The organism is Pseudoalteromonas sp. CnMc7-15 (genome assembly GCF_022347925.1).
Taxonomy (GTDB): Bacteria; Pseudomonadota; Gammaproteobacteria; order Enterobacterales; family Alteromonadaceae; genus Pseudoalteromonas; species Pseudoalteromonas ruthenica.
The window spans coordinates 250289-266003 of the sequence record NZ_JAKRFT010000002.1; the positions used below are offsets into that span (position 1 = coordinate 250289).

15 protein-coding genes are annotated in these 15715 nt (G+C 47.5%); 13 read left to right on the top strand and 2 right to left on the bottom strand.

Annotated elements, in window-relative coordinates:
• Nucleotides 1–9 precede the first annotated feature (9 nt).
• The 5 genes from MHM95_RS04865 (at nucleotide 10) to MHM95_RS04885 (ending at nucleotide 3606) form a co-directional block, all read left to right on the top strand.
• On the top strand, nucleotides 10–744 hold the full coding sequence (locus MHM95_RS04865) for a 1-(5-phosphoribosyl)-5-[(5-phosphoribosylamino)methylideneamino] imidazole-4-carboxamide isomerase (RefSeq protein WP_022946831.1): 735 nt from the start codon (nucleotides 10–12) through the stop codon (nucleotides 742–744).
• On the top strand, nucleotides 726–1505 hold the full coding sequence (gene hisF / locus MHM95_RS04870; RefSeq protein ID WP_239384515.1) for an imidazole glycerol phosphate synthase subunit HisF: 780 nt from the start codon (nucleotides 726–728) through the stop codon (nucleotides 1503–1505). Before MHM95_RS04865 ends, hisF begins: the two co-directional genes overlap by 19 nt.
• Nucleotides 1496–2104, top strand: a complete 609-nt coding sequence (gene hisIE / locus MHM95_RS04875; RefSeq protein ID WP_022946829.1) for a bifunctional phosphoribosyl-AMP cyclohydrolase/phosphoribosyl-ATP diphosphatase HisIE — start codon at nucleotides 1496–1498, stop codon at nucleotides 2102–2104. Before hisF ends, hisIE begins: the two co-directional genes overlap by 10 nt.
• 83 nt (nucleotides 2105–2187) lie before the next feature.
• A complete protein-coding gene (locus MHM95_RS04880; RefSeq protein WP_239384517.1) occupies nucleotides 2188–2694 on the top strand; it encodes a hypothetical protein in 507 nt (168 codons plus the stop codon).
• 135 nt (nucleotides 2695–2829) lie between these two features.
• Entirely contained in the window at nucleotides 2830–3606 is a 777-nt protein-coding gene (locus MHM95_RS04885) for a glycosyltransferase family 25 protein (RefSeq protein WP_239384519.1), read from the top strand.
• Nucleotides 3607–3645: 39 nt separating this feature from the next.
• On the opposite strand, the gene MHM95_RS04890 is transcribed toward MHM95_RS04885, so the two are convergent.
• Complete coding sequence (locus MHM95_RS04890) at nucleotides 3646–5415, bottom strand: PDZ domain-containing protein (RefSeq protein WP_239384521.1); 1770 nt, start codon at nucleotides 5413–5415, stop codon at nucleotides 3646–3648.
• Nucleotides 5416–5589: 174 nt separating this feature from the next.
• Between MHM95_RS04890 and MHM95_RS18850 the strand changes: the two genes are divergently transcribed.
• The 8 genes from MHM95_RS18850 to ilvN all read left to right on the top strand — a co-directional run bounded on the left by MHM95_RS18850 (nucleotide 5590) and on the right by ilvN (nucleotide 15311).
• Nucleotides 5590–7131, top strand: coding sequence for a GGDEF domain-containing protein (locus tag MHM95_RS18850; protein ID WP_239384523.1), 1542 nt, complete (start codon nucleotides 5590–5592; stop codon nucleotides 7129–7131).
• A gap of 117 nt (nucleotides 7132–7248) precedes the next feature.
• Nucleotides 7249–8592: a nucleotide 5'-monophosphate nucleosidase PpnN gene (gene ppnN, locus MHM95_RS04900; RefSeq protein WP_235418308.1), complete on the top strand. Its 1344-nt coding sequence runs from the start codon at nucleotides 7249–7251 to the stop codon at nucleotides 8590–8592.
• On the top strand, nucleotides 8589–9425 hold the full coding sequence (xni, locus tag MHM95_RS04905; protein ID WP_239384525.1) for a flap endonuclease Xni: 837 nt from the start codon (nucleotides 8589–8591) through the stop codon (nucleotides 9423–9425). Before ppnN ends, xni begins: the two co-directional genes overlap by 4 nt.
• A gap of 25 nt (nucleotides 9426–9450) precedes the next feature.
• On the top strand, nucleotides 9451–9843 hold the full coding sequence (locus tag MHM95_RS04910; RefSeq protein ID WP_022946822.1) for a DUF3192 domain-containing protein: 393 nt from the start codon (nucleotides 9451–9453) through the stop codon (nucleotides 9841–9843).
• Nucleotides 9818–11512 (top strand): hypothetical protein, encoded by a 1695-nt coding sequence (locus MHM95_RS04915; RefSeq protein ID WP_239384527.1) that lies wholly within the window; start codon nucleotides 9818–9820, stop codon nucleotides 11510–11512. The genes MHM95_RS04910 and MHM95_RS04915 overlap by 26 nt, the downstream gene beginning before the upstream one ends.
• 200 nt (nucleotides 11513–11712) lie before the next feature.
• Nucleotides 11713–12720: an isocitrate dehydrogenase gene (locus MHM95_RS04920; protein WP_022946820.1), complete on the top strand. Its 1008-nt coding sequence runs from the start codon at nucleotides 11713–11715 to the stop codon at nucleotides 12718–12720.
• Between the two features lie 369 nt (nucleotides 12721–13089).
• The gene (locus MHM95_RS04925; RefSeq protein ID WP_022946819.1) at nucleotides 13090–14814 is read left to right on the top strand and encodes an acetolactate synthase 3 large subunit; all 1725 of its coding nucleotides are present in this window, start codon (nucleotides 13090–13092) and stop codon (nucleotides 14812–14814) included.
• Entirely contained in the window at nucleotides 14814–15311 is a 498-nt protein-coding gene (gene ilvN, locus MHM95_RS04930; protein WP_022946818.1) for an acetolactate synthase small subunit, read from the top strand. Before MHM95_RS04925 ends, ilvN begins: the two co-directional genes overlap by 1 nt.
• 101 nt (nucleotides 15312–15412) lie before the next feature.
• On the opposite strand, the gene MHM95_RS04935 is transcribed toward ilvN, so the two are convergent.
• Complete coding sequence (locus tag MHM95_RS04935) at nucleotides 15413–15688, bottom strand: HU family DNA-binding protein (protein WP_022946817.1); 276 nt, start codon at nucleotides 15686–15688, stop codon at nucleotides 15413–15415.
• Between the last annotated feature and the right edge of the window lie 27 nt (nucleotides 15689–15715).

Genomic DNA, 15715 nt, shown 5'->3' on the forward strand with positions numbered 1-15715 from the left:
GGATTGAGTATGATTATTCCAGCATTAGATATATTACAACAACAAATCGTGCGCTTATTTCAAGGCAAGTACGATACAGCCCAGTTCTACCCCTTTGATTTGCAAGCGCGATTAAGCGAATATCAGGCCCAAGGGGCACAAAAGTTACACTTAGTCGATTTAGAAGGCGCGCGCGACCCAAGCAAAAAGCAATGGCAGCAAATCCAAGCAGCGACCGCACAGCTAAAGGTTCCCTATCAAATCGGCGGCGGTGTACGTAGCAGTGCCGATGTCGAGCAGTGGCTAGAAGCCGGTGCAGCGCAAGTGGTTATCGGCTCCAAGGCGGTGAACGAGCAACAGCAAGTTGCCCAGTGGATCCGTGAATATGGCGCGCAGCACTTCGTTATCGCCCTAGATGTAAATAAAACGGACACTGGCTGGGCCCCTGCAACACACGGTTGGCTGCAAAGTGCAGATGTCTCGTTATTTAGCTTAGTTGACTACTACAGTGATCTCGGGGTGCAGGATTTCTTATGCACCGATATCTCCAAAGATGGCACCATGAGCGGGCCTTCATTTGCGCTTTATCAGCAACTGCAAGAGCATAACAGCCGTTTACGCATCCAAGCCTCCGGGGGCGTAAGTTCCTTAGAAGACATTGCCAAACTCAAGGCCATAGGTACGCAAGGCGTTATTCTTGGTAAATCCTTGCTTGATGGCGCGTTCAATGTTGAGGAGGCGCTGGCATGCTATCAAAACGCATAATCCCCTGTTTAGACGTCAAAGACGGCCAAGTAGTAAAAGGCGTGCAGTTCAAAGGCCATGAGGTAGTCGGAGATATACTCTCTTTGGCAGAGGCCTATAGCGCAGCAGGCGCCGATGAACTGGTGTTTTATGAGATCAGTGCCAGTGTCGAAAAACGCCTGCTAGATGTGAACTGGGTAGAGAGCATCGCCCGGCACATCGATATCCCCTTTTGTGTTGCCGGCGGTATAAAATCAGTGGCTGATGCGGCCCGCGTCTTGGAGCGTGGCGCCGATAAAATTAGCATCAATAGCCCGGCCATCGCACGTCCCGAGCTTATTCGCGAATTACATGATGAATTCGGCAAACAATGTGTGGTGGTGGGCATCGACAGTTTTTACGATAAGGACAGCGATCAATACTTGGTGTATCAATTAACCGGCGATCCCAATGCTTCGTCGCGTACCCGCTACAACACCTTGGAATGGGTCGAGCGCGTACAGCAGCTCGGAGCCGGAGAAATCGTACTAAACTGTATGAATCAGGACGGTGTGCGCAACGGCTATGATATTGCCCAGCTAAGCAAGGTACGCCAACGTTGCGATGTGCCGTTGATTGCCTCAGGAGGCGCAGGAACCATCAGCGACTTTAGCGATGTCTTTAACCAAGCTAATGTTGACGGCGCTTTGGCGGCAAGCGTGTTTCACAAAAAACTTATTAATATTGGCGATTTAAAACGTCACCTCGCCGATAACAACATAGCGACTCGATTATGCGATTAGATATTAGCAATGTAAACGAAGTAAATTTTGCCAAAGCGCCGTTAATTCCTGCGCTGATTCAAGATGTTGATACCGGACAAATTCTCATGCAAGGGTTTATGGATCAAGCGGCGTTAACGCACACCTTAGAAAGTAAAAAGGTCACCTTCTATTCACGCTCGAAACAGCGCCTGTGGACCAAAGGAGAAAGTTCTGGTCATTATCTCCACGTTGAGCGCGTGTACACTGATTGCGACCAAGACTCCATTTTAGTCTTTGCTCGCCCAGATGGACCCACTTGTCATTTAGGCACGCAAAGTTGTTTTGGCGATGCAAAACCCAACTTAGGGTTTTTAGCTGAGCTGGAGCAAATTATCGTTGCCCGTAAGGACAGCGACCCGCAAAGCAGTTACACCGCCTCGTTATTTGCCAAAGAGCTCAGCCGCAGCTGTCAAAAAGTGGGCGAAGAAGGTGTCGAAGTGGCCCTGGCTGCCATGAAAAATGATAACCAGGAACTGACCAACGAAGCCGCTGACTTGCTTTATCACCTAATCGTGCTGTTGCAGCGACAAGGCTTGTCATTGTCTGAGGTGGTCAGTTGTTTACAATCACGCCACTAAGACCTATTAATTGACAGTAAATATTGCCAGCATGGCCTTTGGTTGGGTATCCTGTGGGTACCCCAATTAAGGAACTCATTGGCATGAAGGCAATTTATCCTACCTTAGCGGCGCTGGTTGTTATTAGTGGTTGCACCAGCCCGCAACAAAAAGAGAATCAAGCATATGTCGACCAACTCAGTCCCTGCGACAAAATAGAAGCGCTTGTTGGTGCATATGACAACCAATTTGAGGGCTTGAAGCTTGGACGCATTCAATCAAAGTACATGGATAGCTGGCAATCACGCTATAACTTAATTGGTGAAAGCTGCCAAATAAGCGCCCTTAATGATAAAACCATGAACTATCATTGCCAAGAAAGTTATAAGGATAAAACCCAAGCCCTTAGCATTCATAACAAGGCAGTGGAGTTCACTCGTAAGTGCTTGGGCGAAAATTGGTTTGAAAAGCAAAAAGAGTCTGCCAACTCACTACGCACGACATTTGTACTTGATGAGTCTGCCCCCGTTGTTTCGATACATACTGGTAAATCTTTATCAAAACGAACCCCATGGATGACCTCTTATGAGGTGGGAACTAGCGTTAAATAAGGCATAAATACCACTGCTACAGCGGCCCCCTAAAAAGGACAGCGGCCGCTGATGTCATCTGGTTGTCATTTTTTCTACATCTTACTGCCTTAAATATTCGCCACACTGGCCCCATACCCATCACAGGAGAGGATGATGGTTCCTATCTATGTCATTAACTTGGCTGGCAGCCAAGAACGCTTGGCTCGCGCCGAGCAACAGCTCCACGCCCAACAACTTGACTTTGAACGCATAGAGGCGGTCAACGGCAAAACCTTAACTGCAGAGCAAGTGTCCGCTGTTTACAGCAAGGTGACTAATTGCCGTCATTTTTATCGCCCACTTAGTGCCGGTGAAATTGGTTGTTATCTAAGCCATCGCCGCTGTTGGCAAACCTTGATACAAAGCGGTGCTGAGTATGCGGTAATTTTAGAGGACGACTTTACCTTGTGTGGTGATTTAGCCGACAGTATTTCGGCAATCATAAACACCAACATGGCTATCGATATCGTTAAGTTATGCAGTTATCAAGGCCGGGAGCGGCCAGTGAAGTACAGCACCCAAATCAGTGGTGAACAGCACTTAGTGGTGCATGATAAGCCCATGAGTGGCTGCTGTGCTTATGTCATTAGCCGCCAAGGTGCGAAACAGCTATTAGCTCATAGTACCAAGATCAGCCGCCCGGTAGATACCGATATTCAATATTGCTGGGAAACCGGTGTTGATGTTGTCAGTATTAAGCCTTATCCCGTCGCTCAAGATAACTTTTTTGACAGCGATATCGCCGCAAAAGGACGAAATAAACCCAAGCCCTACCCACTGCAAAAACAGTGGCTGGCGCTGACCACCTTGCCAGCACAAATCATGGCGAGAAAAAACTTGATTAAAAATCTCAAGAGCCATGCTCAGCACTTAGACTCTCGCTCTCATTAAATGTGGCGTGCAGGTAAAGCGCACGCCACATTTATGCGACTAGATTAAATCAACTCCCATCCAGGCTTTGAAAAGCGCTTGTTGCGCCGCTGTCGGGTTATCAACGGCCTTGATAGTCGCTGCCTCATTGTATTCGCCACCGAGTGTAAGCGTGGTGGTTCTTAGGTTATCTCTGCGAAAGTAAGTGATCTCAACTTGCTCACCCACCGCGAATTGCTCAACCAAGGTAGCTAAATCGCTACTAACTCGCTTGCCGTTGATAGCCACGATGCTGTCCCCTGCTGTGAGGTTCGCTTGCCAAGCAGCGCCGTCTCTGCGCACATGGGTTAACTCAATCAAGCCATTGTCAAGCTTACCTTGCACGTCTAGCGATGGGCTTTGTTTGACATCTTCTGAGTAGGTACGCTGCAGCCCCACCGTCGCCAGTAATGTATCGAAATCGACCTGCAGTGGACTATCAACATGGTTTTGCCACCACTGCGTGTAATCTTGGCCGCTGATATCGTTGAGAATGGCCAACACATCCGCCTCGTTAAACCCTTCAGGCAGACGATGGCGCTTATACAGTTCACGATGTACATCACGGTAACTTACCGCGCCATCAGAGTCGCTTAGCAGCTTTAAATCTAATACCATGGAGATCAGTGAGCCTTCAGAGTAGATATTGGTACTAAAGTTACGACCATGATCGCCGCCAGCATTAATCCATTTATCAAAACTGGTATGTGCTGCACTTTGCACCTCGCGTCCTGGCGTCTTCAAGTGGCGGTCTATGCGCTTACCCAAATCTTTAAAAAACTCTTCTTTGCTCATTAACTCACTGCGCAGCAGAAGGTGATCCTCAAGATAGCTGGTCGACCCTTCAGCAAGCCACAATAAACGCGAGTAGTTAGGCTCTAGGTAATCATAGGGTACTAACCCTTCAGGGCGATAAGCTTTAACATTCCAGGTGTGAATAAATTCATGGGCTGCGGTGGCAATAAAGCCCAAATAGTCTTCACGCTTGGCGAACTTGTCGCGATGACGTTGAATGATGGTCGAGTTCAAGTGTTCAGTCGCACCGCGAGCGCCGGACGTTGCATGCACCATAAACACATAACGCTGGTACGGGTAATCATCCCAAATGACATCACCGGTCTTTACCAAGGTGGTTAAATCAGTGACCATTTTCTCGGCGTCATAGTTACCTTGGCCCCAAATCACGAGCTCATAATCGCGCCCGTCAACGGTAAATTCATAATGGCTATTAATACCGCTCTCTATGGGGGAGTCCACCAATACATCGTAATTACTGGCGATAAAGTGATGGTCATTGTCGCCATTATCCATTCCCGATACGGAGCGCCATTGCTTAGGAACATCAAGCTGCACAGAAACAGGCTCGTTGCGGGTTGCTTCACTAAACATAAAAAAGCCAGAGGCATCGATAAAAGCGTGACTGTCGTCAATGTGGCGCGAACGCAGGCCTAGTTGATTGGCATACACTTGGTAATTTAAGGTCACCGCTGTGGGTTTATCCAAAAAAATGCGCCACGTGCTTTTATCTACTTTTTGCCATTTCAGCGTATCACCTTCACTGTCTAGGGCCTCGAAATAACGCACACCATTGGCGAGATTTAATATGTCGTAGCGCCCCGTGCGCCATGCTGGTAGCTTGGCATCGATATAGCTTTGTCCGATTTTATCAAATTGGACCTGTACATCACCCAAATGATGTGTACCGTCATCGATAGTTAATGTGTATTGCGTATCTGCCAGCGCGCAGTGGCTAAGGGCAGCCATAGCTGCCCCCAGTAAAGCTTTTTTCACGTTCAAACCTAAAGAGAAATGATACTATGGCCGCCACCCTACCAATTCGGGCGCACAAACAACAAGCATTTGCGCCCAATTACTGATTCACAACAAAAAATCGGTGAGTAGTTCAGAAAAGCGAAGAAAATTGTTGTACACTAAAATCTATAGTAAGACAGAAGGAAAACGGGTGTGTCTGAGCAGCTCGACGCCTTAAGAAAAAAGCTTAATTCCGCCGTCTCCCAACGGCAAACAATCGAGAACACCCGCCAAGAGCAAGTTCGTACCCTCGCGCAATTTATTGCCAAGTTATCCTTGGTGTGTAAAGGCATGGATATCGAGCTAGATAACCGTCTTGCCGCATTTAGAAAGTTGTTACACAAAGGCGCCAACTATCAAGATCTGCTCCCTGTGATAGACGAGCTCACTGACTTACTGTCTCGCCATGAAGCCAATCTGGAAGCGCGTTTTCGCGCCTTGCATCAAGGTGTGCAGGCGGCCGGCTTGAATTTGCAAAAGCGTAAAGGTATTCCCGCTGAGCTAAGACGCACCTTGCGCCACCTACTTAATACCGAGCTGGTCGACGCACAAACCGCTGTCGACTTTTTGCCGATACTAGAGCGGTTAGTCACCATATACGACCAAGTGATGGCCAGTCGTAATCAGCAAGGGGATGATGACACAAGCGATAATACTCAACTACAGCCCTTAATTGATGAGCTTAACGCGCTGAGCAGTGAGATCTCCTTAGAAGGGGAATTGGCTGAGCATCTACGGCAATTAAAATCACAAATTAATGCTGCCAGCACTATCGATAACTTACTCAATGCCAGCGTTGAAATTATGCGCGTCATCGTCTTGAGCCTGAGTAAAGAGCGCCAGTCTGCTCAGCACTTTCTTGCCGCGTTAAATCACAACCTGTCGGAATTGCAGCAAGCCATCGCAAAAACCAGCGACCGCTCTAAGCAATTAGATAGCAAAATCAGTGCTGTATATCGCCAAATTGATGAAAACATCAATCACTTGAGTGAACAAACCGCGCAAGCGACTGATATTCAAACGCTCAAAGAAACTGTTGAATCTAAGCTCTCTGCCCTGACCGAGCAATTACTGAGTAAAGAGAAATTAGAGGCGCAGCAACGGGACACCCTCAGCCAAGCGTTGCACAGTATGCAATCTCAAGTCGAGGCGTTGGAGCAGCAAGTTGCACAATATGAAACCAAGCTTGAGCGTCAACGTCTGGTGTCGTTGCAAGACGGGCTGACTAAATTGCCAAATCGTATTGCCTTTGATGAGCGCATGGATCTTGAGCTGAAACACTTTAAACGCCATCAGACCCCGTTGTGCTTGGTGGTCATTGATGTCGACCACTTCAAGTCAATTAATGATAGTTATGGCCACAGTGCCGGTGATAAAACCCTGCAGGTTTTGGCCACGGCGATGAAAAAATCGATTCGCAGTACTGACTTTATTGCTCGCTTTGGCGGTGAAGAGTTCGTAATGCTGATGCCAAACGTATCCATCGATAACGTTGTTCGTCCGCTAGAGAAGCTGCGCCACACTATTCGTAGTATTCCTTTTAAGTTCAAAAATGAGCAGGTGCAAATCACGGTGTCTATTGGGGTCACCCAAATTAACGCCGACGACACTGCACTCAGTGCTTTCGACCGCGCTGATAAAGCGCTTTATGAGGCCAAGAATGCAGGGAGAGACCGGTTAATTTTGTCCAGTTAACCTCCAAGGCATTGCGTTATTGCTGTGACTGTGTCAAAAACAACTCAAGCTGACCATCTATTTTTAAGTGCTAGTCATTTTTAGCACTCGCCACATGCATTAAATTAAGGAGCAGCAATGCAAGTACAGCTTAATCCTACTGGCGTATTAAACCTTCTTTCACAATTAGAAGTAGATTTGCTTGCGCAATCGACCACTGACCGTTATCGGCTCTTTCGCAATTGTGCGCTCGCGGTCCTTAACGTGGGCAGTCATACCGATTCCAGCGCCGAGATTTACGATCGCTTTCAAGACTTCGACATTCGTTTAGTCGCCCGCGAGCGAGGAATCAAAATAGAGCTGACTAACCCCCCTGAAACCGCTTTTGTCGATGGCGATATAATTCGTGGTATCCATGAGCATATTTTTTCAGTCATTCGCGATATCTTATTCATTTGTCAAAAACACCAAGCGATGGTAGAACCCGATCCAAAAGCGATAACCCACATGGTCTTCGACATGCTTCGCAATGCCGATGCCATGCCAGTGAACACCGATCCGAACATGATAGTGTGTTGGGGTGGCCATTCTATTAATGAAGTCGAGTATAAATACACCAAAGAAGTGGGCTATCAACTCGGTCTGCGTGGCCTGAATATTTGTACAGGATGCGGCCCAGGTGCCATGAAAGGGCCAATGAAAGGCGCAACAATAGGCCATGCCAAGCAACGCGTTGACAACCCGCGTTACCTCGGCCTCACCGAACCCAGTATTATCGCTGCAGAGCCACCCAACCCAATTGTTAACGAGCTGGTCATTCTACCGGACATTGAAAAACGCCTGGAAGCCTTCGTTCGCGTTGCCCATGGCATTATTATTTTCCCAGGTGGCGCAGGCACTGCAGAAGAGCTGTTATATTTACTTGGCATCTTGTTGCACCCTGAGAATCAAAAGCAACAACTGCCGGTGATACTTACCGGGCCGGCACAAAGTAAGGACTATTTCGATGAAATAGTCAGCTTTGTACGCGACACCTTAGGCGAGCAAGCATTAGACAAATTTGAGGTGATCATTGACGACCCGGCATTAGTCGCCAGTAAATTAAAAGCGCAAATGCAAGATGTGCGCGACTATCGTCGCCAACAGGGTGATGCCTACTACTTCAATTGGACGCTGCGTATTGAGCCTGAATTCCAGGCACCGTTTGCCCCAACCCATGAGAATATGGCGTCTTTGAACTTGCATTTAGAGCAGCCGAAGCAACAACTTGCCGCCAACTTACGCCGTGCTTTCTCGGGGATTGTTGCTGGCAATGTTAAAGATGAAGGGATCCGCGCTATCAAACAGCATGGTGTGTTTGAGCTATCTGGCGATCCTGAGTTAATGCGTAAGATGGATACCTTGTTAAGTGCCTTTGTGGCCCAAGGGCGCATGAAGTTGCCAGGCAGCACCTACATCCCTTGTTATACCATTAAGACATGATGCACTTTCTACTTATTGATGCGCTGAACTTGATTCGGCGCATTTATGCGGTGTGCGAGTCTCAACATGGTAGTGATAGCGATGCTGCCATTGAAGCAGCGCTGCAGCGAACCAGTAACGCCATTAATAAGCTAATGCACCAATATCAGCCCCATTATGCGGTTGCGGCCTTCGATGGACAAAGCAGCTGGCGTCATGCTTACTACCCTGATTACAAGATATCGCGCAAACCGATGCCGCAGCGCCTAAAATCCAATTTAGGCCGTTTTGCACACGCATTTCACGCCGCCCAAATAAGCTCCTTGAGTGTAGATAATGAAGAAGCGGACGACGTATTGGCGACCCTGGCCAGTAAAGCGCCGCAGACCATGCAATGTATTATTGTGTCCACCGACAAAGGCTACTTGCCACTGTTAAGTGAGCAAATCAAAGTATATGACTACTTTGGCAAATCTTTTCGCGATGCTCAGCAGGTACAAGACAAATACGGCGTTAGCGTGGAACAACTGACTCAGTATTTCGCCTTAGTGGGCGACAAAACCAATGATATCCCAGGTGTAAATGGCATAGGTATAAAATCAGCAAGGGCATTACTCACTCAGTACGACAGCGTTCAACACGCCCTAGCGCAGGCACCTGAAAATAAAATTCAGCGACAATTAACCGATAATTTGCCACAGTACGTGCGCGCTTTACATTTGGTATCGCTGCGCTGTGATATTGATCTTGGCGTAAGTCTAAAGCAGTTTCGAGTTCACAACGGGGCGCAGCAAATTGTTCTTCCACCGCACTCGGCTTCGCAAAGCAGCGCCAAGCCCGGTATACTGAGTTAAATTGGCTGGTGGACGCAGTATCACAATGTTAAAAAAAGTATTACGTTATGTGGTGTTAGGTATTGGTGTGTATGCACTGATAGCGACGCTCGTGATGACCTTTTACAAGGATGACCCTGGCTCCATGGTATGGCAGGACAGAGAAGCCTATAACAAACGGTTTATCGCAAGCCTCGACTCTGCCGATTCAATGCCTATAGAAGAGGTCCTTGATACCTTAGGTACACCGGATCTAACTTTTGTAAAACGCCGAGGCGATGATATTTACCAAATAGTCTTTTATCGCACTCAGCACAAAAAGGCCGATGGCATCACCACCAAAGATGAATGCACCGGGCTGCTGTTTAAAAATAAAAAGCTTTTAGTATGGGGGCAGCAAGCCGAGCTTGCCTATGACAAAGTCGACTTACAATCCTAAATACGTCGAGCAGTTCGACCGCGTTATTGACTACATAGTACGCTTTGATAAAGCCGCACTGTCGCGCTCGCAGTGGTCTAGCTTATACCCTGCCCTGCTCGGTCTCAGTGAGCGCTTAAGTGTGTTAGCCCATAAGCAAAACGGTTTGTTTCAATGGCTGCTATCGACCCACATACAAAACCTTGCTTATGCACAGAGCCTGCGTCTAAAACGCGTCGCCATCGTGGCCGGATTGTGCCGCGCTCACAATTACCACCGCAGTGATACGCAAGTAATGATGATGGCGGCGCTCAGCGCTGACATATCAGTACTATCACTGCTCAATAAACGCCATAATTGCGAGGCTCTAAACAGTGCAGAGCGCCAACGGTTTAGCCAAAGCGCATTACTGAGCCTGAAGATGCTGTCGCTCAGCGGCGAAGAGCAACCTGCGCTAACGCAGATCATCGCCAAGCTAAAACGCTATCGCCGCGAAATTATCAGTCATCAACGCGCGCCTCTATATGATGGTTATACGCGCATTGTGGCCTGCGCCAGCATTTTAGCAGAGCAAATGACAGCAACACGGCCGTTACATCTCTTTAATGCCTGCGCGCAGTTGTATAAAGCCACTCATAATGTTGCCATCCAGCAAGACTGCGATACGTTGGTCGACTTCTATTCTCCCCAACTTCTTGGTTCGCGACAGCGCTTTGAAGAGAATGACTATTTATACATGGGCTGCCACCCTGATGGTCAGTATATTTTCACCGATGCGCAGGCCACTAAGTCTCGTTTTCGACTGCTCGCCAACCCTCACTGGCAATACCGCCAACCGGTGCGTTATCGCAGTTGGTCGTCAGTGAGTGCCCGCGCCAGTGTCCCTGTACAACGCGCCAGCTCTGCCGCTGGGGCGCAGCGCGATCATGATGCCATTGTCGCACAAATTCGTGGTGCCCATGGTTATAGCGATATTGAGAAAGTCATCGCACAAGACGACACGTTCGTTGCGCAAATCATGATGCAAGCGAGCCAATATAATCGCGGTGCACAACAGGCCAGCTCTTTGCGTCACGCGCTTTCCATGGTTGGGCTTTACAGCGTCGGGGATTTTATTGCCCGAGTGATGTTGGAAGAAAAGATGCTGCAACTGTGTCACCCAATGGCGCAGTTTCTCCAAGCTCGAGTACACAGTGCCATTCGCATCGTTGAAGATATCGCTAGGCAAACAAAAGACCTTCAGCATGAGCGACTAACAGCCTTATTACTATGTTATTTCAATTTCTTTATTTTTGAGTGCCCACAGCGGTTGTCTCGTACCATTGCGTTAAACCCGTTGAAAACACCCATGCAACAAGATATAGCGCGCCCATTGGCGACGCTCCTTGGGGTGCAACAATATGATAACGAAGCGTTGCGCCATTATTTAACCCGTCATATTGGCAACAATGAGTGGGTCAATGCGTTATTAAACAGCGAACAACAACCATTCAACCAGTTAAACAGCAATGCGCGACTATGCTGTACGTTAAAAATCATCTTGTTCTACACCTTCTCTGGGCCGGCGACGGCAAGTGCTTGGCAACAGCAGTTGGTTAAGCAAACCATGGTCGATTGGCAAGGACCCAGTACCAAAATCGAGCGGCTGGTCGATCGCGCCTTATCTTGCGCACCATACAATGGCATCTAACTTAGCTTAATTCACCATATTTATAGTCGGTATAAGGTATATTTAAAAGCCATATACTGGAAAAATAACGCCTTTGCTGCTATAAAACGCCCCTGAATTCTCACGTAAATTTATCCACTCTAAACGTTCATTTTACTGTTCTTGGTAGCAGCGTTGGCGTCGTTGGTGGACACATCTATCAGTTTTAAGGAATAGGTTACATGGCTAAGCAAACCATTAGCGTCATCAAAGGCGATGGCATCGGTCCAAGCATTATCGACGCGGCAATTGAAATTCTTGATGCCGTCGGTTGTGAGTTTGATTACGAATACATTGATGCTGGTCTAGCCGCGCTTGAAAAAACTGGTGAACTTCTACCACCAGAAACGCTCGAAGCCATTTCCCGTAATAAAATCACGCTAAAGGGTCCATTAACTACACCAGTAGGCGAAGGTTTTACTTCTATTAACGTCACACTTCGTAAACAGTTTGGCCTATACGCTAATGTGCGCCCAGTAAAATCCTTTGCTGGCACCAAGGCGCGCTATGACGACATCGATATTATCACCATTCGTGAAAATACCCAGGGTATGTACTCTGGTCTAGGCCAGGTGGTTTCAGAGGACGGTAACGAAGCCGAGGCGATGTCTAAAATCACTCGCGATGGCGCTGAGAAAATCGTAACCTTTGCTTACGAGTTAGCACGTCGTGAAGGCCGTAAAAAAGTCACTGCAGTACACAAAGCAAATATCTTGAAATCAACCTCAGGGCTGTTCTTAAAAGTGGCTCGTGAAGTGGGTGAGCGTTACCCAGATATTGAATCAGCGGAAATGATCGTTGATGCAACTTGTATGAAACTGGTCATGAATCCTGAGGAATTTGACGTTATCGTAACCACTAACCTGTTCGGTGACATCCTTTCGGACTTATGTGCTGGTTTAGTAGGTGGTCTAGGTATGGCCCCAGGCGCTAACATTGGCGAAGACGCGGCTATTTTTGAAGCTGTTCACGGCAGTGCCCCAGATATTGCAGGCAAAAACCTGGCAAACCCAACATCCGTTATTCTCGCAGCCATTCAAATGCTTGAATACTTAGACATGGGTGACAAAGCAGAGCGAATTCGCGCAGCAGTTGCTGATGTCATTAAAAGTGGCGACCGTACCACTCGCGACTTGGGTGGCGAGCACGGCACCACAGACTTTACCGCTGCCGTTATTGAGCGTCTGTAAGCAGGAAAAAAACTCTGCATACAGGTGGTCATAATGATTGAATAACCTGACTAAGACCGGTTCGACACCGGTCTTTTTTTTGCTAAAAACTTTACCATTAGGACAACTTTATTCCAAGCAGGTTAATTTAAACTCTCATTACGTATTTTTTATTCAAAATTCATCTTGCTCGGGGTTGACAGTATGCTTTCAAAAGCTTAACAATAGAAGCCATTGTTGAGTATAAAAGTGTTTACCCATGTTTAATGTCGTCGTTCTCGTTGTGATTCTCGTGGTGGTCTTAACCAAGACTACGGGGCCTACGTGAGCGAACATATAACGCTAACAAACCCCCGCCCTTAAGCGGGGGTTTTTTTTTAAGGAATGAGGATGAATGAGCAACAGTTTAACGGTGGAGAGTTAGTCGTCGCCGCGCTAAAAGAACTAGGCGTTCAGTATATATTTGGCTATCCAGGGGGGTCGGTATTAGATTTATACGATGCGCTATTTGAACAGCAGGACCTTGAGCATATTTTGGTGCGTCACGAGCAGGCAGCTACGCATATGGCCGACGGATATGCCCGAGCGACGGGGAAAGTGGGTGTGGTCTTGGCCACTTCCGGCCCCGGAGCGACTAATTGCGTAACCGGTATTGCCACTGCCTACATGGACTCTATCCCCATGGTGGTGATCTCTGGGCAAGTACCCAGCAACCTTATCGGTGACGATGCCTTTCAAGAAACGGATATTGTCGGTTGCTCACGGCCTATCGTTAAACACAGTTTCAATTGCCGCAGCGCAAAAGATATTCCCACTATGCTTGCCAAAGCATTTTATATTGCCAGTAGCGGTCGCCCGGGTCCGGTTGTTGTTGAACTCCCCAAGGACGTACTTAACCCAACCCAGAAATTCCCTTTTGAATTTCCAGGTGACATCCAGATCCGAACCTATAATCCCAACAAGAAAGGCCACCCAAAACAAATTAAAAAAGCGGTCAATGCGGTTCTTAACGCTAAAAAATTGGTCATTTATTCAGGAGGCGGTATCGTTCTCTCCGACACCAGCGATAAGCTCACCGAACTGGTAGAGACGCTTAACGCCCCTTGTACTAATACGTTAATGGGACTCGGTGGGTTGAGCGGTGAGCATCCAAACTTTATCGGTATGTTAGGCATGCATGGCACTTTAGAAGCAAACAAAGCGATGGCCAATGCGGATGTTATTTTAGCTCTAGGTGCTCGATTTGATGATCGGGTTACCAATAACGTGAATAAGTTCTGCCCAGACGCAACCATAGTCCATGTTGATGTTGACCCAACCTCGATTTCTAAAACTATCAGCGCTCATATTCCGGTGGTTGGCTGCTTAGACACTGTATTGACACAATTATTAACCGCTATCAACACATCGAACATTGCCATTGATAGAAGCGCCCAAGAAGATTGGTGGCAGCAAATCAATCGTTGGCGTGAACAAAAATGCCTTAGCTTCAGTGCAGGCAGTGAAAAAATCAAGCCACAAACGGTTATTCAAAAGCTTTACCAAGCCACTAACGGCGATGCCTACATCAGTTCCGATGTGGGTCAGCACCAAATGTTTGCTGCCCAGTACTACCCCTTTAAAAAGCCTCGCCAATGGATCAATTCCGGAGGCCTTGGAACCATGGGGTTTGGCCTCCCTGCAGCAATGGGCGTTAAGCTTGCTTATCGTGATAGCGAGTCAATATGTATCACTGGAGACGGCTCCATTCAGATGAACATACAGGAGTTATCAACTTGTTTGCAGTATAACTTGGCGGTCAAAGTTGTATCACTGAACAATCGTTCCTTAGGCATGGTGCGTCAATGGCAAGATATGATGTACAGCGGTCGTCACTCGTCGTCTTACATGGAGTCCCTACCTGATTTTGTCAAACTGGCGCAAAGCTATGGCCATGTTGGTATACGCGTTGATCATCCCGATGAGCTTGATGGCGCCATTGATGAGATGCTTAGTATCAGCGATAGGTTGGTCTTTTTAGATGTGCGTGTTGATGAGCTAGAGCATGTTTACCCGATGCAAATCAAACTAGGCGCAATTGATGATATGTGGCTGAAAAAAGGAGTGAAAGCATAATGCGTAGAATATTATCAATCTTATTAGAAAACGAGCCTGGCTCACTTTCGCGCATCGTCGGCTTATTTTCCCAGCGAGCTTATAACATCGATAGTCTCGCGGTGGGCACCACCGATGATGCATCGTTATCGCGCATTACTATTACCACGCAGGGCGGCGATCGTATCCTTGAGCAAATCCTCAAACAAGTTAATAAATTAGTGGATGTGCTCAAGGTCATTGATTTAACCGAACAAAGTCACATTGAACGTGAATTGCTATTAGTTAAGGTTGTAGCCCAAGATGAAAGCACACGCGCAGCAGTAACCCGAGTTGTTGATGTATTTGGCGGCGCCATTTTGGATATGGGGCGGATCAGCTATTCTTTACAACTCGCCGCAAGTACTGAGAAGCTAGAATCGTTTTTGGATACCTTGCGCCATGAAACAGAGGTCATAGAAATGGTGCGTTCTGGGGCTATCGGTTTGGGACGTGGCGATAAAGCCTTGAAAGGGTAGCAACAAGACGGCTAGCATCTCATTGACTAATTATGAATTGCAGAGCTTTAAACGTAAAAAAGGGCGAAACCGCCCTTTTTTCACAATTGTTAGTAAACTGATTATGAGTTTACTGAGTCTTTCAGACCTTTACCCGCTTTGAAGCTTGGGATATTCGCAGCAGCGATTTGGATTTCTGCGCCTGTTTGAGGGTTGCGGCCGGTACGAGCTGCACGCTCTTTAACTGAGAAAGTACCGAAGCCTACTAGCGCGACAGAGTTACCATCTTTCAAAGAGTTAGTCACCGCACCTGTGAACGCGTCCAGTGCACGGCTCGCCGCTGCTTTTGAAATTTCTGCATCATTGGCGATCTTTTCGACTAATTGAGCTTTGTTCATTGTTTGATTCCTATTCGTTATTTTTTT